The organism is Salinibacterium sp. NG253, from assembly GCF_015864945.1.
Lineage (GTDB): Bacteria > Actinomycetota > Actinomycetes > Actinomycetales > Microbacteriaceae > Rhodoglobus.
Map to the genome: position 1 here is coordinate 322,132 of NZ_JADYWF010000002.1, position 19,725 is coordinate 341,856.

Genomic DNA, 19,725 nt, shown 5'->3' on the forward strand with positions numbered 1-19,725 from the left:
GGCGCACCGATGGTGCATGCCGACCGCGTCTCGAAGAGTTTCGGTTCTAACGAAGTCTTGAAGAGCATTTCGTTGTCGGTGCCGCAGGGCGAAGTGATGTGCCTTGTTGGCCCGAGTGGTTCCGGCAAATCGACGTTCCTGCGCTGCATCAATCATCTAGAAAATGTGGATGCTGGCCGGCTCAGCGTCGACGGAGTTCTCGTCGGATATGAAGAACGCGGCGACAAACTCTACGAGCTGAAGCCACGCGAAGCCGCCCGCCAGCGCCGCGATATCGGCATGGTGTTCCAGCGCTTCAATCTCTTCCCGCACATGACAGCGCTGGAAAACATTATTGAGGCGCCCATCCGCGTCAACAGGGTGAAGAAAGACGCCGCGATGGCGAAGGGTCGCGAACTGCTGGCTCAGGTTGGACTAGCCGAGAAAGAGGACGCCTATCCCGCTCACCTTTCCGGTGGTCAGCAGCAGCGAGTGGCCATTGCGCGCGCTCTCGCCATGGAGCCCAAGCTCATGCTCTTCGACGAACCGACGTCGGCGCTCGACCCAGAACTTGTGGGTGAAGTGCTCGACGTCATGAAGGGTCTCGCCGAATCCGGCATGACCATGATTGTGGTCACGCACGAGATGGGGTTCGCGCGCGAAGTCGCTGACCAGCTCGTGTTCATGGATGGCGGTGTTGTCGTCGAGTCGGGCGATCCCGATGAGGTACTCGGCAACCCGCAGCACGAACGAACGCGGGCCTTCCTCTCGAAGGTGCTCTAAGCGCGACTCGCTCGGGTCCTTTGGCTCGCTTGCGGGCTTCGGTCGATCCGGGTGCTGCTGCTAGCGCGGCTGCATCCGGATCGCGCCGTCAAGGCGAATGACCTCGCCATTGAGCATGGGGTTCTCCACGATGTGTTGCACGAGCGCGGCATACTCGTCGGGCCGTCCGAGTCGTGACGGATGCGGGACTTGAGCACCGAGAGAATCCTGCGCCTCCTGCGGCAGCCCCGCCATCATCGGCGTCTCGAAGATGCCGGGGGCGATGGTCATGACGCGCACCAGGGCCGAAGCGAACTCGCGGGCCAACGGCAGCGTCATGCCGGCCACGCCAGCCTTCGACGCCGCGTAGGCGGGCTGACCAATCTGCCCATCAAAGGCGGCGACGGATGCCGTATTCACGATCACGCCACGCTCGCCGTCGATCGGGTCGGTTTCGACCATCGCGGCTGCAGCGAGGCGGATGACGTTGAACGTTCCCGTGAGGTTGATGCCGATCACGGTTTCAAAGGTTTCGAGCGGCAGCACTCCCTTGCGACCGAGCGTCTTGCCCGGGGTCGCAACGCCGGCACAGTTCACGACGATGCGGAGTGGTCCGGTTGAGGAGGCGAGGGCAACGGCAGCCTGAACGTCCACTTCGGAGCGAACGTCGGTGGGCGCGAACTGGAAGCCATATTCGGCGGCGATCTCGATTCCACGGGAGCTGGGCAGGTCGGCGATGGTGACCTTCGCACCCTGCGCGGCGAGAGCGCGGGCGGTAGCCAGACCGAGTCCGCTTGCGCCACCGGTGATGAGTGCTGCGGCATCCTGAATCTTCAATTAGAGCCTTTCGATGAGGGTTGCGTTGGCCATGCCGCCGCCTTCGCACATGACCTGGAGGCCATAGCGACCGCCGGTGCTGTCGAGCTGGTTGACGAGGGTGGTGAGCAGGCGCGTACCCGAGGAACCGAGCGCGTGACCGAGGGCAATGGCACCGCCACGCGGGTTCACGATCGTGGGGTCGACGGGGAACTCTTGCAGCCAAGCGAGAGCGACCGAGGCGAACGCTTCGTTGACTTCGATGCTGTCGAGCTGATCGAGACGGATGCCGCTGCGCTCCAACACGCGGTGGGTTGCGGGGATGATCCCGGTCAGCATTTCAATCGGGTCGGAGCCGACGACCGCAAAGGAGTGGAACCGTGCGAGTGGCCGGAGCCCCAAAGCGGCAGCGCGCTCTTCGCTCATGATGAGCACCGCCGAAGCGCCGTCGGTGAGGGGTGAAGAGTTGCCCGCGGTGACCCGCCACTGAATCTCGGGGAAACGGGCGGCAATCTCGGCATCGTAGAAGGCCGGACCGAGGCCGGAGAGAGCTTCTGCCGTCGTGCCGGGTCGAATCGTTTCATCGTGGTTGAACTCGCCAATGGGCAGAATTTCGTTGCTGAAATCGGCGGCGGAAGCACGCGCGTGGGAGAGCGCGGCGAAAACATCGAGGTCGTCGCGGTCGAGCCCCCAGCGTGCCGCAATGAGTTCGGCGGAGATGCCCTGATTCACGAGGCCCGCGGGGTAACGGTCATTGAGCAACGAACTCGTGGTGCCGTAGCCGAGAGTAGCTTGGCCAATGGGGTGGGAACTCATCAGTTCGATTCCGCACGCGATGACGACGTCATTCACGCCAGCCATAATCGACTGCGCAGCGAAGTGAGCGGCCTGCTGGCTCGAGCCACACTGACGATCGATTGTGGTGCCCGGTACCGTCTCGGGAAGCCCCGCTGCGAGCACTGCATTGCGGGCGATGTTGACCGCCTGCATACCGGATTGGGTGACACAGCCCGCCATCACATCATCGATGGTGGTGGGGTCGAGATCATGGCGGTCGACGAGGCTGCGCAACACAACAGCGAGAAGATCCACTGGATGCTCGCCAGAGAGCGCTCCGCCCGGTTTTCCCCGGCCCGAAGGCGTACGAATTGCGTCAACAATGACTGCCGTTGTCATGGTTCAAGACTAACGGCGAGTGCGCTTGAGCACTACGGTTAGGCCGGTTCGACACCGAACGCGCGAGCGAGCTTGTCGATCTTCTGTGCGCGGCCAAGGCGGGGCAGGTCACTGCCGTCGCGGATGACGCGGCCCCGAGCTTCGAAGTCTTCCAAGAATTCGCGAGCCCACGCGACATCCGAACGAGTAGGGCTGATGACTTCGTTGATGATCGGCAACTGCTCGATGTCGAGACACAGCTTGCCTGTCATGCCGAGGGAGACGGCCATGCTGCCCTGTTCGCGAAGAACGGGGTGGCTCGTGCCGACGGTCGGGCCGTCGATGGGGCCGGGCAGGTTGCCGACGCGGCTGGCGATAACCAGGCGCGAGCGAGGGTAGGCCATGGCGAGGTCGTCGGCGCTGGCACCGGTGTCGCGACGGTAGTCGCCACTGCCAAAGGCAAGACGGTAGGCGCCGCGGGCGCGGGCGATCGAGACGGCTTCTTCGATGCCGAGGGCCGACTCGACGAGGGCAATCACGGGCGTGATTCCCTTGAGGCGGTCGAAGGTTTCAGAGACATGAGCCGCTGCTTCGGCCTTAGCCAGCATGACTCCGCGCAAGCCAGGAAGGCCGGCGAGGGCATCCACATCGTCCGACCAGAAATCAGAAGTGCGGTCGTTGATGCGAACCCAGCCACTGCCACCGTTGCTCAACCATTCGACAACGGAATCGCGAGCGATGGACTTGAGGCGAGGGTCTACGGCATCCTCCACGTCGAGGATGATCTGGTCGGCGCGTGAACGCTCAGCGGCGTCGAAGTCTTCGGGACGAGTTGCTGCCACCAGAAGCCACGAACGCGCGATCTCGGCGGAAACATCGTGGGTGGTCGGGTGATCGGTGGTGCTTTCGGACACGCGTGAACTGCTTTCTTTCAGAAGAGAGGCCGGTTATCGTGCTTCTCGCAGCCTCCAGAGTAACTTGTGGGGGTGACGGGCCGCTGAATAACAGGGTTTAGGAAGCGAGCACTTTGGCGATGCGCTGCAGGCTCACCGATTCGGCGGTTCCCAAGTGTTGCGCAAAGAGGCTCAACCGCAGTTCTTCGAGCATCCACCGGGCACGCACGATCTGTGGTTCGGGATGCTTTTCTAGCGGCAGAGTGCCGCCCGCGTCCTTGTAGCGACGGGTCGCTAATTCGACTTCGGACATCCAGCCACGGTCGCGACCGGGGTTCTCGGTGAGTTTCGCCACCCGATGCTCGATGCCCTTGAGGTAGACCGGGAGGCGTCGCAATTGAGTGAGCCCCGTCGCCGAAACGAAGCCGGGGAAGACGAGGGCATCGAGCTGTTCGCGCGCATCCCCGAGCGGTGCAATCAGATGCATACTTGTCGCGGCACGTATTGCCTTATCGGCCAGTCGAACCCCCGACACAATGGATGCCACGAGCGAGACGGTCGTAAACAGCGAGTCGACCAGCCCTGCCGAAATCTCGTTCCGCAGCGCCTCGAATTCGCTCTGCGAGAAGACATCGCGATCGCCCATCACGGAGTCAACGCACGCGCGCAAACAATCGTCGAAGAGAGCATTCGTGGAGCGGTACGGGCTCTGGGCGAGCACCAGTTTTTCGGTGCCGGTGAGATGTTCGTTGATGTAGCCGAGCGGCGAGGGAATCGCCAACAGCAGCAGGCGACGAACACCGCCCGGGTGCGCGATGGCCTGATCGTAGGGCGTCGACATGAGGCGGATGGAGACCGAGTCGCCGTCATCCACGAGCGCGGGGTAAGCGCGGATGGTGTTACCGCCGTGCTTGGTGTCGCGGGAGCGATCGAGCTCTCCGAAGTCCCACGTTGTGATTCCGGAGCGTTCGAGGGTGTCTGCCGGGCGTTCCGGGGACCGCTGAGCGGCGCCTTCAACGGCCCGGGCAACACTCTCCCGGGCGACCGGCTTGAGGCTCGCTTGCAGGCTGCGCAGCGACTTGTTGGCACCGACTTTTTTGCCACGCTCGTTGATCACCGCGAAGGTGACCTTCAAGTGGGCGGGCACGCGGTCGAGTTCGAAGTCGGATGCTGCGACCTTCACATAGGTCAGTCGAGTGATTTCTTTGGCCAGATATTCGGTCACGCCTGGGCCCTCGTCGAGGGCGGCGGCTGCCGGATCGTCGGGAGCATTTTCGAGCAAGCGGCGAGCCCAGTCAGCTGCGGGAACCACGTTGCGGCGGATCGGCTTCGGCAGGGCCTTGATCAACGCGGTTACGAGCTCTTCGCGCAGGCCGGGCACTTGCCAATCGAAGCCTTCTGGCCGAAGTCCGGCGAGCAAGGGCAGCGGCACGGCGACGGTTACTCCGTCATCGTCGGTGCCGGGCTCGAAGCGATAGCTCAGGCTGAGCGTTTGATCGCCGCGCACCCATGTGGTCGGGAAGGCAGTCTCGTCAACTTCGGCGTCATCCGCGTTCTCAAGGAGATCGTCGGTGGAGAGGGTGAGCAGATCGGGGGAGTCGTGACGAGCTTTCTTCCACCAGCCTTCGAAGTCGCGCACGGAGGCCACGGTGGCGGGCACTCGCTTGTCGTAGAACTCGAAAATGGTTTCGTCGTCGTGCAAGATATCGCGGCGACGGCTGCGCTCTTCGAGTTGCTCAAGGTCACGCCGCAGGGCACGGTTGGAGGCGTCGAAGCCCCACACGCGTTTGTCGCGCTTCGTGAGATCATCTTCGCCCTCTACCAAGGCATGGCGAATGAAGAGCTCGCGGGCGGCAGGCAAATCGACGCGCGAGAACTGGATGCGGCGGCGAGCGGCCAGCGTGACGCCATAGAGCGTCACGCGCTCGAACGCGACGGCGGCGCCCTGCTTCTTCTCCCAGTGCGGTTCCGAATAGCTGCGCTTCACGAGATCGCCGGCAAGTTTTTCAGCCCACACCGGATCGATTGACGCATTCATGCGCGCGAAGAGCCTGCTCGTTTCCACGAGCTCAGCGCTCATGATCGCATTGGGCTGTTTCTTAGCCAGTGCTGAGCCGGGGAAGATGACAAACCGAGTCTGACGGGCGCCGATGTAGTCGCGCTTGGCGACATCCTTGAGACCAATGTGGCTGAGCAAGCCGGCCAGCAGTGAGCGATGGATGCCGTCGGGGTTCGAGTGTGCGTCACCGATCACGAGACCGAGCGGTTTGGCCATGCGGCTCAACTGGCGGTAAACATCGTGCCATTCGCGCACGCGCAAATAATTGAGATATTCGTTTTTGCACATACGTCGAAACTGGTTGCCCGAGAGCTCTTTCTGTTTCTCTTCGAGGTAGTTCCAGAGGTTGAGCATCGTGAGAAAGTCACTGGTGGGATCGATAAAGCGCGCGTGCTGCTGGTCGGCTTGCGGGCGCTTATCGAGGGGGCGTTCTCGGGGATCTTGGATGCTGAGCCCGGCAACAATCGCCATAACCTCGCGCGTGGTGCTGTGCTGCTTCGATTCGAGCACCATGCGCGCGAGCCGGGGGTCAATCGGCAGTTGGCTGAGCTGCTTGCCGATGCGAGTAATGCGCGGGGCGGCATCTTTCGGGCCGGTGGCCTTGTGCCCGGCTTTTGTCTGCCCGACCATCGCATTTTCGACAGCACCGAGTTCGGTCAGCAGCTCAAGGCCGTCTTTGATGCCGCGAGAATCTGGCGGCTGCAAGAACGGGAACTCGGCGATATTCCCGAGCCCAAGCGAGATCATCTGCAGAATGACTGCCGCGAGGTTGGTGCGCAGAATCTCGGGTTCCATGAACTCGGGGCGCGAGTTGAAGTCCTCTTCGGAGTAGAGGCGAATCGCGATTCCGTCACTCGTTCGTCCGGAACGGCCCGAGCGCTGGTTGGCGCTGGCCTGGCTGATGGCCTCGATCGGCAGACGCTGAATCTTCGCGCGCGTGCTGTACCGGCTGATACGCGCGGTTCCGGCATCGATGACGTAGCGGATGCCGGGCACCGTCAGGCTGGTTTCGGCAACGTTCGTGGCGAGCACAATGCGGCGTCGCGTGCCGGGCGTGCGGCGCGACTCGAACACGCGGTGCTGCTCGGCGGAGCTCAGCCGCCCATAGAGGGGGAGTACTTCGGTGCCCTCGGAGAGCTTGCCGGCGCTGATGCGTCCGCGGATGGATTCTTCGGCATCCCGAATCTCGGTTTCGCCGGAGAGGAAGACGAGCACGTCGCCGTCGCTCTCGCGAGAGAGCTCGTCGAGGGCGTCGTTGATGCCTTCGAGATAATCGCGGTCGGTGCGGTTCGCGGCAGCTTCTTCGGCATCCTCCGCTTCGAGATCGTCGCCAGTGCTTTCTTCGGCGACGAGCGGGCGGTACCGAATCTCGACGGGAAAGGTGCGGCCAGAGACTTCAATGATGGGCGCGCCATCGAAGTGCTTCGAGAAGCTCTCGGGGTCGATCGTGGCGCTCGTGATGATGATGCTGAGATCGGGGCGGCGGGCCCGCAGCTGCTTGAGATAGCCGAGCAAGAAGTCGACGGTGAGGCTGCGTTCGTGGGCCTCGTCGATGATGATCGCGTCGTACTTCTTGAGGTCGCGGTCGCGGTGGATCTCATTGAGCAAGATGCCGTCGGTCATGAGCTTCACCCGCGTGTTTTTTCCCACACGATCGGTGAACCGCACTTGGTAACCCACGAGGTCGCCGAGTTCGCTGCCCAATTCTTCGGCGATGCGCTCCGCAACGGTGCGCGCGGCAATTCGTCGCGGCTGCGTGTGCCCAATGGATGTCTTGCCCAGTTCCAGCAAAATCTTGGGCAGCTGGGTGGTTTTTCCGCTACCGGTTGCTCCCGCAATGATCACGACTTGGTTCTCGCGAATCGCCTTGGCGATGTCGTCTTTGCGCTGGCTGACGGGCAGCTCGGGTGGGAAGGTCACCACAATGTCAGCGCTCGCGGCAGATGCGGTGCTGGCGGAGTGAACTTCGGAGGCAGACATAGCCCTTCAGCTTACGCGCTGCAGCGCGCGATCACTTCGTCGGCGACAGCCAGCGCCGCAGCATCCGCGTCACGCCTGGCAACAAGACATAGGTCATGATCGGGGTGAGGCACAGGGTCATGAGCAGCACGCGTAGCGCAAGCGGCACGGTATCCCAGCCTGGAATGAGCACGGTTGCGAGGTAGGTGAACAGGAGGTTGAGCGGGAAGAAGCCCAACCAGATAGTGACCGCTTGCTTCCAGCGCGGTGGTGCGGCAGGGGCCGCCGCAGCGAGACCCGCATGCTCAACAGTGACCTCGGTTGGCTCATCGAACCAGCCCTCGATTCCGGTGCGGCGCTCGCTGCGGTGCTGGCTCATGAACGCGCTGCCGCTCTGCAGCCACCACGCACGTTCGGGGGATTGTTCCCAGTGCAAGAGTGCTGCGTCATCCGCGAATCGGTAGAGCATGTGCCACGTGGTGCTGTCGGTGCCGGCGCGTACCCAGCCGGAGCCGAGAAAGCCGGGGTAGGTCGTGGCGAGGTTGATGCCGGTTTGCATCCAGGCTGTGGCTTGCGCGATACGGGCGGGGTCAACGGTGCGTTCGATCGAGATGGTGATCGGGGCGTTTTCTGCAGGCATCAGCGCACTCCTTTCTGTTGTCCAGCGGCAACAGTGACAGCCGGTGTGGGCTTAGCTGGGTTCAAGTCTAGGTTGGATGCCGGGTGCTCTTGCTGTGTGGTTATGTAAATTTCTCGTGTCACACCATTTGTTCGCGCGGTAGGCCAATTTTCGAGCTCGTGCGTTTGACGGGCTTTCGGGAGCACCCCGTGGAGGCCACAAATGCTGTGCCCTCTCACCCTCCGCTCATCCGCGCATCACCCCCACTGTGGGGTAGACACAGGAATCCGCGCAGGATTGTGTCGTTCTTGTTGCGAATTGTGCGAATCGTCAGTTTCTATTGCCCTGACGTTCAGCAATACGGTGTAATGGCGGCCATGGGATTGGTCTACACCGTCCCTTCGACCACCTTTCTACTGGAGGAAAGATGAAGAAGAAGCGCGTCTCAGCTGCCATAGCTGTGCTCGCGGCCGGAGCCCTCGCCCTAACAGGGTGTACTCCGCCGTATGAGTCAGAAGTAATTGCCGACACCGAGATCACGGTGGCGTGGAATGACCTGATTGACAACTTCAACGGAAGCAGCGCAGCGGGCAACAACACCGCTAACGCCGTTGTGTTGTACATGATGAACTCGTCGTTCCTGTACTACAACAGCGAACCGGCACTCGTCCGTAACACCGATTTCGGTACGTTCGAGAAGACGAGCGACGACCCACTGACGGTCAAGTACACGATCAATGACAACGTCACTTGGTCTGATGGAACCCCCATTGACTCCGCCGACCTGTTGCTCGCGTGGACCACCATCTTCGCTGGGGTAACGGATGCTGACGACGCTCCGCTCTTCACACACGCGAACCCGCGTGGTGACCTCGCTTCGGCGCTGCCCGAGATCGACGACAAGAGCATCACGATTGTGTACGACAAGGCTTACGTTGACTGGGAGATCCAGTTCGACCTCGGTGTTGCCGCTCACGGTGTCGTTGAACTTGCTTACCCCGAGATCACTGATCCCGAAGAAGCAAAGGCGATGTTCGTTGAAGCAGTACAAAACGACGACGTTGACTGGCTCACCCCGGTAGCTAAGGCATGGAACGACGAGTACCAGGCGCCGAGCACCCCCGACAGCGACCTTGTTGCCCTCTCGAGTGGTGCCTACGTTCTCGACGAACTCGTAGAAAACGAGTACGTTGCGCTCAAGGCCAACCCGCTCTACACATGGGGCCCGTCGCCCAAGTACGAGCGCATCATCGTTCGTCAGATCGAGGACTCGACCGCTCAGGTACAGGCCATCGAGAACGGTGACGTTCAGATCGCAGCCGGCCAGCCGACTCCTGACGTGCTTGAGCTCGTCAAGGGACTCGACAACGCTGACTACGTAACCGCGGATGAAGCGACTTACGAGCACGTTGACCTCACGTTCAACAACGGTGGTCCGTTCGACCCCGCCACCTACGGCGGAGACGAAGACACCGCGAAGGCTGTTCGTCAGGCATTCCTGAAGGTCATTCCTCGTCAGGAAATCCTCGACAAGCTGATCCTCCCGCTGAACGAAAACGCCACTCTGCGCGACTCGGTCCTCCAGATTCCTGGTGCTCCCGGCTACGACGATATCGCTTCGACCAACGGTTCGGCTGACTACGCCGAGGTTGACATCGAAGGCGCCAAGGCGCTGCTTGCTGACGCCGGAGTAACGACTCCTGTTGAGGTCAAGTTCTGGTACCCCGAGGGCAACGTTCGTCGTGCATCCGAGTTCGAATTCATCCAGCAGTCGGCTGCTCTTGCCGGCTTCACGGTTGTTGACGACTCAGAGCCCACGTGGGCATTCACCGACAAGGAAGCACTGCCGATCAACCCGCACGACGCGGTTATCTTCGCATGGCAGTCGACGAGCCTCGCGCTCACCGGTTCTGACCAGTACCTCGGTAGTGGCCAGCCCAGCAACTTCGGTGGATACTCCAACACCGAGGTAGACGGTCTCCTCAAGGACCTCGAAACCGAGCTGGACCCCGCGGTCCAGACCGAGATTCAGGTTGAGGTCGAGAAGCTGGTATGGGAAGACGCGTACGGCGTCACCATCTTCCAGTTCCCCGGAATCACCGTCTGGAACAACTCAGTAACGAACGTGGACCCGAGTCCGCTGTCGCCGACCTACTTCTGGAACTTCTGGGAGTGGGCACCGGCAGACTCCGAGTAATTTCTCGGTAGCGCTCGCGAGTGGGCCGGGCCTAGTGCCCGGCCCACTTGCGCGAACGTCGTTATGCCGCTCAGCGGCACTGTTTTTGTTCCGTTATGCATGCCCCCGAAATGAGGATCTCCGGTGCTGACCTTTGTCGCCAGGCGCCTTGTAGCCACTCTTTTAGTTCTCCTAGTGGCTTCATTTATCGTCTATGTACTTACCGCCAATTCCGGTGATCCGCTTCGAGAACTTCGGGGCAGCCGAGATCCCAGCGCTCAAGATCAAATTGCGTACTTGAGCGGTCTTCTCAATCTCGACCAGCCACCCGTGCTTCGCTACTTCAGCTGGCTAGGAGGAGTGGGGGCCTGTTTCATCGGCCAGTGTGACCTTGGCATTTCGGTCGCGCGAGGCGAACAGCCTGTGATCGAAGCCATCGGTGGAGCGCTTGGTTCCACTCTCCAACTGGTTCTTGCCGCAACCATCCTCGCGATCGTCATCGGCGTCGCGATCGGAATGACGACCGCATTGCGTCAGTACAGCGGTTACGACTACGTCGTCACTTTCCTCACCTTCGTCTTCTACTCACTCCCCATCTTCTGGGTTGCGGTGCTCCTCAAAGAGTTCGGCGCTATTCAGTTCAACTCTTTCTTGGGTAACCCGGTCATTCCGTGGTGGTCGATTCTTGTCATAGGGATCGTGATGGGCTTCATTGCCTCGTCTGTGGTCGGCGGTGAGCTTCGAACCCGCGTCATTTCATTTGTGAGCGTCGGTGGCGGTGTTGCCGCGTTGCTCATTCTTCTCGATGTCACTCGCTGGTTCGAAAGCCCGTCAATCGGCTACGTCGGCATCGCCTTGATGTCCGTCGCGACTGGTGCGGTCGTGCTCTTCACGTCGACCGGATTCCATAACCGTCGTGCCCTGCTCGCGGTAGGAATTGTCGTCGTGCTGACGATTGCATTGAGCTGGCCCTTCCAGTTCCTCTTCTACTACGTCAATAACCCATGGACCGTCGTGCTCGTGCTCGCGATCATGGTGGGTCTGGGCCTCCTTGTGGGCTTCTTCGTCGGAGGCGATGGCAAAGCCGTCGTCGCCAGAACCGCAGCTATTGTCGGCGGTTTGGGCGTCATCCCGCTTGTACTCGACCAGATGTTTATCCGCTGGGACGAGTACGTTGCCCGCATCCCGCTCAGCAACGGTGTGATCGCCACGATCGGTGCATCGACGCCGGCTATCCGCCGAGTGGATGACACCTGGCTCAACATGCTCGACTCGCTCACCCATATGCTCCTGCCCACCATCGCGCTCATGATCATCTCGCTGGCGGCCTACACGCGCTACGCTCGCGCCAGCCTGTTGGACGTCATGAATCAGGACTACGTGCGCACCGCTCGAGCCAAGGGTCTTGGCGAACGCACCGTTGTCATGCGTCACGCGTTCCGCAACGCCATGATCCCGATCGCTACCATCATTGCGCTCGACTTCGGGGCGGTGATCGGTGGTGCCGTGATTACCGAAAGAGTCTTCGCCTGGCAGGCCATGGGCTCCCTCTTCAATGAGGGGCTGCACCGCATCGACGTGAACCTGGTGATGGGATTCTTCCTTGTCACCGGCATTCTCGCGGTTATCTTCAACGTTATTGCCGACCTCTTGTATTCGGCCCTTGACCCCAGAATTCGGGTGAGCTGATCATGACCGACAAGAACCCCGTAGCCGACGAGCAGTCGGTTGGCCAAGAACTCAGCATCGAACAGCGCGCAACGGTAGGTCTCAGCCAGGGTGCGATTGTGCGTCGTCGCTTCCTGCACCATCGTGGCGCCGTGATCTCGGTGTTCGTGTTGCTCTTCCTCGTACTCCTCGCGTTTACTTCGGTGGGTACCGTTCTTGGTGGCACCGGAAAACTCACCCCGGACCCCACCGGCACACGCCTCATCGTCGATGGGTTCCGCATCCCCGGCTGGTGGGGTGCCACGTGGTGGGAACGCTACGACATCGTGCTCCCCGGCGGCGCTCCTACCTTCACGTGGTGGCCGTTCAGCTTTGGCGAGCATCCCTTTGGTCAAGACAACACGGGTAAGGATGTGTTCGCGCGCGTCATGCGCGGAATGCAGCAATCGCTCAACGTCGTCTTCATCGTCGGCATCATCTCGACCGTTATCGGCGTCGTTCTCGGTGCTCTCGCTGGGTACTACCGCGGTTGGGTTGACCAGCTCATCATGCGACTCACCGACGTCATCATCATCGTTCCGCTGCTCATCCTGGGTGCCGTTCTTGGCCAGACGATCGGTGGCGACGCGTTCTTGTTGGCTGTCATGATCGGGCTCATCGCCTGGACCGGTATGGCGCGACTCGTGCGTGCGGAGTTCCTGAGCTTGCGCGAACGGGAGTTTGTTGATGCAGCGCGAGTGGCGGGTGCCAGCGACTTCCGCATCATTTTCCGTCACATCCTGCCCAACACCGTCGGCGTGATCGTCGTCAGCGCAACGCTGCTCATGAGTGCCGTGATTCTGCTCGAGACCTCACTGAGCTTCCTCGGGTTCGGCATCACTGATCCTGATATTTCGCTCGGTCAGATCATCAGCCAATACAACGAAGCGTTCAAGACGCGGCCGTGGCTGTTCTGGTGGCCAGGTCTCTTCATCGTGGTGATTGCGCTGTGCATCAACTTCATCGGCGATGGTCTGCGCGATGCGTTCGACCCTCGCCAGAAGCGCGTGCCTCGTCAACGCGGGCTCGGTTCCGAGATCGGCAACTTCTTCAAGGCCTACATTCCCGGCACACGTCCCGGCGACGGAACCGTAAACAAGTGAGAACGAGTGAGCTAGCCGAGCGTCGAGACGAAGACCAAAGCCGTCAGCGCAACGAGAGCCGCGATAGTGCGCCAGTGCCACGTGACTCGCAGCTTCGTGAACTCGCTCGTGGCGGCATCCAGATGCCCATCGTCGCGCAGTTGCTCCCAATGGGTGCGGATGACATGGGCCGCTTGACCGGAATCAGACGTGATCAGGTCGCCGGGTCGCACAGTGCCGGCCAGATAACTCGACTCGGGCAGGTTCGCGCCGTCTTGACGCACGGCCGAGAAAACCGAATGGCGACCGGGTGCGGGCGCAGCCCACGCTGTAACGGTGCCGTGCGGAGTCTCGAGAGTGAGCGCATATTTGGTGTCGATGCGACGGATTTCTGGCCACGCGACCTCGATAGTGCGCAAAACGTTGCGCACGCTGACGCCGGCGGCAGTCACGTAAACGTTGGGGCGCCAGAACATCGCCCACGTGAGCAGCGAGAGGAGCCCAAAGATGGGCGCGACTTGCAGGGCATCCAGCCAGCGACCTTGAATAGCCGTGATGACAAGGCCCGCCGCGAAGGCAGCAATGACGATGATCGAAAGTACGCGCCCGAATCGCGAGTGCAGGGTGAAGTTTGGCGACACGGAACTATGTTCCCACGAGCACACCGCATCCAGGGCGAAAGGCGACACTCCTGATGACTGAGACGGCTATGACTGAGACAACAACGAAGACTCCCGCAATTGAGGTCACGAACCTCGGCGTCGACTTCTGGGTTGAAGGCGAGTGGGTTACCGCTGCCAAGAACGTGAGTTACTCGCTGCAGGGTGGCGAAGTTCTTGCCATCGTGGGCGAATCCGGATCGGGCAAGAGCACGAGCGCCATGGGGCTGCTCGGGCTGCTGCCCGAGAACGGGCGTATTTCGGGCAGCGTGAAGTTGGCTGGCGAAGAGTTGGTCGGCGCATCGCTGCACCGCCTGCGCCAGTTGCGCGGTGCCGGCATCGCGGTGATCTTCCAAGAGCCCATGACAGCGCTCAACCCGGTGTACACGATCGGGTTCCAGATCGTTGAGGCGCTTCAAGTGCACAACGCCGGCATGCTGCGGGTGGATGCTAAGAAGCGTGCCCTCGAACTGCTCGCGATGGTCGAACTGCCCGACCCGCAAAAAGCGTTCGACTCCTACCCACACCAGTTGTCTGGCGGCCAACGCCAGCGGGCGATGATCGCCCAGTCCATCTCGTGCGACCCGCGCGTGCTCATAGCCGACGAGCCAACCACGGCGCTCGATGTGACCGTGCAGGCCGAAATTCTGGAGCTGTTGCACCACTTGCGCTCCAAGCTCGACAGCGCGATCATCCTCATCACTCACGACATGGGCGTTGTCGCTGACCTCGCCGACCGCGTGATGGTGATGAAAGATGGCGAAGTCGTGGAGACGGGAACCGCAGAAGCGCTGTTCGAGAAGGCGACGCATCCGTACACCCAGGCGTTGCTCGCCGCGGTTCCTCACCTCGGCGAAGCGGGGGAGGCGTCTGCTTCGAAGGATGACCGCGAGGTTGTACTCACCATGTCAGGTGTCGCGATTGAGTATCCGAAGCGTGGGCGTGTGCCTGCCTTCCGTGCCGCCGACGACATCAACCTCACCATTCGTCAGGGCGAAGTTCTCGGCCTCGTGGGCGAATCCGGTTCGGGCAAGACCACGATCGGTCGTGCCGTTGTCGGTCTACTTCCCGCGGTCGAAGGTACCCTCGACATTGTTGGCACGAACATGGTCGGCATTAACAAGAACGACCTGCGCGCGGTTCGCCGCGACATCGGCATTGTGTTTCAAGACCCCGGTTCGTCGCTGAACCCGCGGATGCCGATCGGCGAAAGCATCGGAGAGCCGCTTCGCCTCGGTGGCGGTTTCAGCCGCAAAGACGAAGAAGCTCGCGTGAGTCTGCTTCTCGACCGGGTGCAACTCTCGTCTCACATGCGTAACCGCTACCCGCACGAACTGTCGGGTGGACAACGCCAACGCGTTGGAATCGCTCGCGCTTTGGCGCTGAGCCCCAAGCTGCTCGTGGCCGATGAGCCAACGTCGGCGCTCGACGTGTCGGTGCAAGCGAAAGTGCTCGAGCTCTTCCAAGAACTGCAGAAGGAGCTCGGCTTTGCGTGCCTGTTTGTAACGCACGACCTCGCTGTGATCGACATCCTCGCTGACCGCATCGCCGTCATGCATCGCGGCAAGATTGTGGAGCAGGGCACGCGTGACCAAGTGTTGCGAAGCCCGAAGGATCCCTACACGCAGCGACTTATTGCCGCCGTGCCGTTGCCTGATCCTGAAGAACAGCGTCGCCGTCGCACCGAACGCGAAGGTCTTGCCTCCTAGCTAAACGGCTACTCAGCAGACGGCGGGAACCCGATTCCCGCCGCCTGCCTCCCGTGACCAACCGGGCATAGAACGGGAAATCTAACGTTCTGTGCTGGCTGGAGCTAGTGTCGCCGACTCGTCAGTAATGCTGCTGTCGGCGATTGCTTTGACTTCGTCAGAGCTGAGCGGAATCCATGGCGAGCCATCCGGATCTGACGAGAATGCGGCAGGGCTGTCGCCCTGGGTCCACCATTTGGCTTCGTAGGGAACACCGTCGAAGAGAACGCGATCGCTTTCTTCGTACACTGACGTGCCATCCCAGTCCGGGTAGGTGCCGTCGGGCACTGTCGGAACCTCGACGGGGGTTTCACCTTCAAGAACCGGGCCGACGAGCGTCCATGGTGTCTCCCACGAGTTGAGTACTGGGTTATCGGGAACATCTCCGCGAGTCCACCACTTGGCTTGATACACGTTGCGGTGCAGCACAACTTTGGTGCCCGCGAGGTAGCTGGCGTCTTCTTGCCAAATCGGGTAGGGGCTGGTCGCTGGGTCGTCGACGAAGTCGGCAGGATCAGACGGCTCTTCGGTCGTGATGGTTTTGGCTGAGCTTGCGATGTGACCGTCGAAGTTCTCCGCTAGCAGATCAGCGAACAAGAAGTCGCCCTGATCCACGCCACTGCACGCGTCGGAAACACGAGTGACATCGGCATAGTTGGGGCCGCAGGTCGTGTCGCGGTTGAGCGACCACATCGACATGCGCCCAAGTCCCTGCTCGGTTGCGAACTCGTTGAGGGTCGTGGCGTCGTCCATCGTGAAGATTTCGTCTTCGTTGTCGTTCTGGCCGATCATCGGGGTCGCGCCGAGCTTCGTCCAGAGGGTGGCATCCGTCAGTTCGATTCCCGCTTGGTCATAGAGGATGCCGAGCTGGCGGTGGGTCTCCTCAAGGGCGCGAATGGAGGCGTCCCCGCTGGTTTCGTCGTCGGTCAAGCTCTGACCGAAGTTCATCGTCATGATGTTGACGCCAGAGACGTCTACGCCGGCATCCAACATTTGAGTGATCGCTGTGGTGCCATCTTCGGTGAGGCCGAAGGTGGCCGCGGGCAACGTGAGCCACACGGCGAGGTCGTCGCCAGCAGCGCGGCGCGACTGCTGCAAGTCAGCAATGGCAGCGGCGCGACGTTCACCGGCAGCGGTATCGCTAAGGTTCTCTCCCTCGATGTCGAGGTCGATCGTGGTGGAGGCGTAGCGGTCAATCACCGAGCTGTAGGCCTCGACGAGACTGTCATGATCGGTGCAGGATGTCGCGAGCTCGTCGTTCAGTAGTCCGCCGAACGATACCCCGACATCCCCACCCTGCTGTTGCAAGCGTGCGATGCGGCGGTCGAGGTCGAGCGAGACTGCTGCCTCATCCATTGTGTAGGCGGTGCCCCAGGTGGGAGTACAGCCGTCGTCGGTTGCGGCGACGATGAACGACAGCATGACCTCTTTGCCACTGTCTGAGGTCGCCGATTCGAACTCGTAGCTTGGCGTTGCCGTGACATCCACGTAGGCGGCGAACCACGGGTCGGGGGCTGGTGCCGCTTGGGTCGATGCCCACGCTTGGTAGGCGAACAGGCCGCCAGCAGCAACGGCGACAGCCACAATCGCTGCAATAACGAGCCGCCAGAAGGAAAGACGACGGGTAGCTGAACTCATGATCGAACCTCTCTGGTTTCGTCAATGGGTGGGAGCATTTCGGCGAAGACAATCGAGTCGCGCACCTTGTGGTGCGATCCGCTGTCATCCCCGTAGTAGAGGATCGCGCGCCAGTCGAGCGTGGTCGATTCCGGCTCGGTTTCCGCCTTTTGTTTCTTGGGTTTGCGCTCGACGAACAGGGGACTGGTGACCCCAATCCAGATGTCGACGATCGCATTCCAGATGCCGATGTAGGAGACGACAGCGAGGCCAGCGAGAATCATGTTGAACGCGGCGAAAGCGGCGTTGCCCCAGTTGCCGGCATTGAGGTCTCGCCAGAAGGTGAAGGCAGAGAACCCAATGATGATCAGCGGTGCAATCACATACAGCAGCGGGGTTGCCGTGCGGTTGCGCACCTTGGGGGTACGGGCGAACGGAATCTTCTTGCTCGTGATGGCCTGCTCGAGCGACTTCAGCACGCCGGCCAAGTTCACCGGAAGAAGGATCAGGTTGAAGCCGTAGATGCGGAAAATATCGCTGAACTTGTAACCGCTGTAGCGCAGGTCACTTCCCATTGCCAAGAAGTACGGAACCGCCGCAAGCAGAACCACCGGGCTCAGCAGTCGGCTGTCGTAGGGGTAGGCGAGGAGGAAGACGAGGCCGAAGCTGGCCCACGTGATCGACGTCATGTAGTTCACGCGCAGGAAGAACTCGGTCCACGGCACCGTTTCGCCGCGGGCCCGGCGCTCACGCATCTGGCGCATGAGCTTCGGCATGATCAACAGGCCACCGTTGGCCCAACGACGACGCTGAACAACCAGCGATCCGAAGTCGGGCGGGGTGGCGCTGTAGCTCAAACGCTCAGGGTAATTGACGAGCGTCCAACCATGGGTGCCGAGGTCGATGCTCGACTCGGTGTCTTCGATAACAGTGCGGTCTTGAACATACCGTTTGACGGTAAAGCCGCCCTCGGTTTCGGTCTCGACAATGTCATCCAGAGCAGCCTTGCGGATGACGGCGTTAGCGCCAACCCAGAAGGTGGCGCCGTAGTACGACTTGCCCTGGTGCAGGATGTGCTGCAGGTCGGTCGTCGCCCCAGCGAGGCGTTCGATGCGCGTGCTAGCACCGCGGAACGAGGAGTACGGAGTCTGCGTCACCGCAACGCGCGCGTTGTCTTTTTGCTCGAGAAGGTAGACGAGACGCAGGCAATAGTCGCGCAGCAGCAGCGAGTCGGCGTCGAGCGTGAGGAGGTATTCCGAATCAGGAATAGAGAGGTCACCGGCTCCGGCCTGGGTTACGGGCCGCAGCACCGTGCCGTCGGGAGTTTCTTCGGGGCGGTAGTTGCCACCCATCAGGCCGATGTAGGCGTTGAGGTTCATTGCCTTGTTTGCTTCGTGAGAAACAGACGCGTAGAGCTTGCGCTCGAAGGTGGAGAGCTCAGCATCGAAGGTGCGCGCGAGGCGACGGTAGAGCTCATGCAAGCGTGTTGCTGGCGGAACCATATTCTCGTCGAGAGCGGCGCCCAACGCATCGGCTGTCAGCTGAAGCTCTCCCGCTAAGCCCTGAAGAACCTGTGTGACGAAGAACTCGTCAACGTGGTCAATGCGCTGTTCCTTGTCGGCTTTGTTCTCCAGCCACGCGGCTGCCCACTGGTAATGACCGGCGAGATCCGCGAGCTCGGTGATGCCCATCGGGCGTTGTTGGCGCAGTCGTGATTCGAAGACCGACAGAGCATCAGCGAATCGCGCGCGGGGCGCTGCGAGCTCGCGCTGGATCTCTTCGGTGAGTTGGCGTGACTTCGACAGCTGGGCTGCGGCATCCGGGTCGTCGGGAAAGGGCGGGTCATCAAGCAGAAGCACGACGCGAAGGCTCGGGTACTCCTGGAGGCATGCCGACCAGAGGGTGGCACGAACAACGTCGGGCTCTTCGCTGTAGCTCGGCACGAGCACGGTGATGGAACCCTGATTGTCGGCAAAGTGACGGTCGAGTTCAGCTCGTGGCACACGAGCGTGTGCACGAAAGCGTTGGAAGGCGCCATGACGGGCGATCAAGTACATGAGCGCCGAGAAGGTCAGGAAGGTCACCACAATGACGTAGGAGACGGCCTCCATTGTGAAGCGGAAACTCTCGGTGCCGTTGTTGATGAACTGACGAGCGATTGTGTAGATGACATAGGTCAGCCAAAACACGACGGTGGCGACAATAGCGAGGCGGGCGAGCGCGATTTTGCGGTCGCTCGGCGCGGGATGGACAGTGGGCAGCGGTTCGAGGCGCGACTCAGCGCCCCACTGGCGACGCCGGGAAGGCGCCACCGTAGGATTTTTGGGCATAGTGGTTAGATCCCTTGTGTGCAAGATCGGTATCTTTCGGGTAGACGCCGGCGGGTATCTTGCACGCCCAGTATTCGCACTGGGTTTTGTCTTTGCAAGGAAACGTTACGCTCCGACAAATTGGTCTACCCGCCAAAAGCGGTCTAGTAAGCTGCGGAAACGCC

At 61.3% G+C, this 19,725-nt stretch carries 13 protein-coding genes; 5 read left to right on the top strand and 8 right to left on the bottom strand.

Translation table 11 applies throughout. From position 1 onward, the window contains the following. Nucleotides 1-9: 9 nt before the first annotated feature. Nucleotides 10-762: an amino acid ABC transporter ATP-binding protein gene (locus tag I6E52_RS11440; RefSeq protein WP_197126313.1), complete on the top strand. Its 753-nt coding sequence runs from the start codon at nucleotides 10-12 to the stop codon at nucleotides 760-762. Nucleotides 763-822: 60 nt separating this feature from the next. Here the strand turns inward: I6E52_RS11440 and I6E52_RS11445 are convergent, their stop codons facing one another. The 5 genes from I6E52_RS11445 to I6E52_RS11465 all read right to left on the bottom strand — a co-directional run bounded on the left by I6E52_RS11445 (nucleotide 823) and on the right by I6E52_RS11465 (nucleotide 8,263). Then, nucleotides 823-1,578 carry a 3-hydroxyacyl-CoA dehydrogenase gene (locus I6E52_RS11445; protein WP_197157552.1) on the bottom strand — a complete coding sequence of 252 codons (756 nt, stop codon included), beginning with the start codon at nucleotides 1,576-1,578 and terminating at the stop codon, nucleotides 823-825. Continuing rightward, entirely contained in the window at nucleotides 1,579-2,733 is a 1,155-nt protein-coding gene (locus tag I6E52_RS11450; RefSeq protein ID WP_197157554.1) for a thiolase family protein, read from the bottom strand. A gap of 38 nt (nucleotides 2,734-2,771) precedes the next feature. Next, nucleotides 2,772-3,626, bottom strand: coding sequence for a CoA ester lyase (locus I6E52_RS11455; protein ID WP_197125746.1), 855 nt, complete (start codon nucleotides 3,624-3,626; stop codon nucleotides 2,772-2,774). Between the two features lie 97 nt (nucleotides 3,627-3,723). Continuing rightward, nucleotides 3,724-7,644 (bottom strand): ATP-dependent RNA helicase HrpA, encoded by a 3,921-nt coding sequence (hrpA, locus tag I6E52_RS11460; RefSeq protein ID WP_197157556.1) that lies wholly within the window; start codon nucleotides 7,642-7,644, stop codon nucleotides 3,724-3,726. Between the two features lie 31 nt (nucleotides 7,645-7,675). Then, nucleotides 7,676-8,263 carry an antibiotic biosynthesis monooxygenase gene (locus I6E52_RS11465; protein ID WP_197157558.1) on the bottom strand — a complete coding sequence of 196 codons (588 nt, stop codon included), beginning with the start codon at nucleotides 8,261-8,263 and terminating at the stop codon, nucleotides 7,676-7,678. Nucleotides 8,264-8,669: 406 nt separating this feature from the next. Between I6E52_RS11465 and I6E52_RS11470 the strand changes: the two genes are divergently transcribed. From I6E52_RS11470 to I6E52_RS11480, 3 genes are all read left to right on the top strand, one after another. Then, nucleotides 8,670-10,439, top strand: a complete 1,770-nt coding sequence (locus tag I6E52_RS11470; RefSeq protein WP_197125815.1) for an ABC transporter family substrate-binding protein — start codon at nucleotides 8,670-8,672, stop codon at nucleotides 10,437-10,439. A gap of 174 nt (nucleotides 10,440-10,613) precedes the next feature. Continuing rightward, nucleotides 10,614-12,107 (top strand): ABC transporter permease, encoded by a 1,494-nt coding sequence (locus I6E52_RS11475; protein WP_374059107.1) that lies wholly within the window; start codon nucleotides 10,614-10,616, stop codon nucleotides 12,105-12,107. A 2-nt stretch (nucleotides 12,108-12,109) separates the two neighbouring features. After that, on the top strand, nucleotides 12,110-13,228 hold the full coding sequence (locus I6E52_RS11480; RefSeq protein ID WP_197157562.1) for an ABC transporter permease: 1,119 nt from the start codon (nucleotides 12,110-12,112) through the stop codon (nucleotides 13,226-13,228). Nucleotides 13,229-13,239: 11 nt separating this feature from the next. Here the strand turns inward: I6E52_RS11480 and I6E52_RS11485 are convergent, their stop codons facing one another. Next, nucleotides 13,240-13,848, bottom strand: coding sequence for a PH domain-containing protein (locus I6E52_RS11485; RefSeq protein WP_197125808.1), 609 nt, complete (start codon nucleotides 13,846-13,848; stop codon nucleotides 13,240-13,242). A 53-nt stretch (nucleotides 13,849-13,901) separates the two neighbouring features. On the opposite strand from I6E52_RS11485, the gene I6E52_RS11490 reads away from it, so the two are divergent. Further along, nucleotides 13,902-15,575, top strand: coding sequence for an ABC transporter ATP-binding protein (locus I6E52_RS11490; RefSeq protein ID WP_197157564.1), 1,674 nt, complete (start codon nucleotides 13,902-13,904; stop codon nucleotides 15,573-15,575). 81 nt (nucleotides 15,576-15,656) lie between these two features. On the opposite strand, the gene I6E52_RS11495 is transcribed toward I6E52_RS11490, so the two are convergent. Both I6E52_RS11495 and I6E52_RS11500 read right to left on the bottom strand, forming a co-directional pair. Beyond that, the gene (locus tag I6E52_RS11495) at nucleotides 15,657-17,252 is read right to left on the bottom strand and encodes a chitinase (RefSeq protein WP_197157566.1); all 1,596 of its coding nucleotides are present in this window, start codon (nucleotides 17,250-17,252) and stop codon (nucleotides 15,657-15,659) included. Beyond that, nucleotides 17,249-19,561 carry a glycosyltransferase family 2 protein gene (locus tag I6E52_RS11500; protein ID WP_197157568.1) on the bottom strand — a complete coding sequence of 771 codons (2,313 nt, stop codon included), beginning with the start codon at nucleotides 19,559-19,561 and terminating at the stop codon, nucleotides 17,249-17,251. Before I6E52_RS11500 ends, I6E52_RS11495 begins: the two co-directional genes overlap by 4 nt. Nucleotides 19,562-19,725 lie beyond the last annotated feature (164 nt).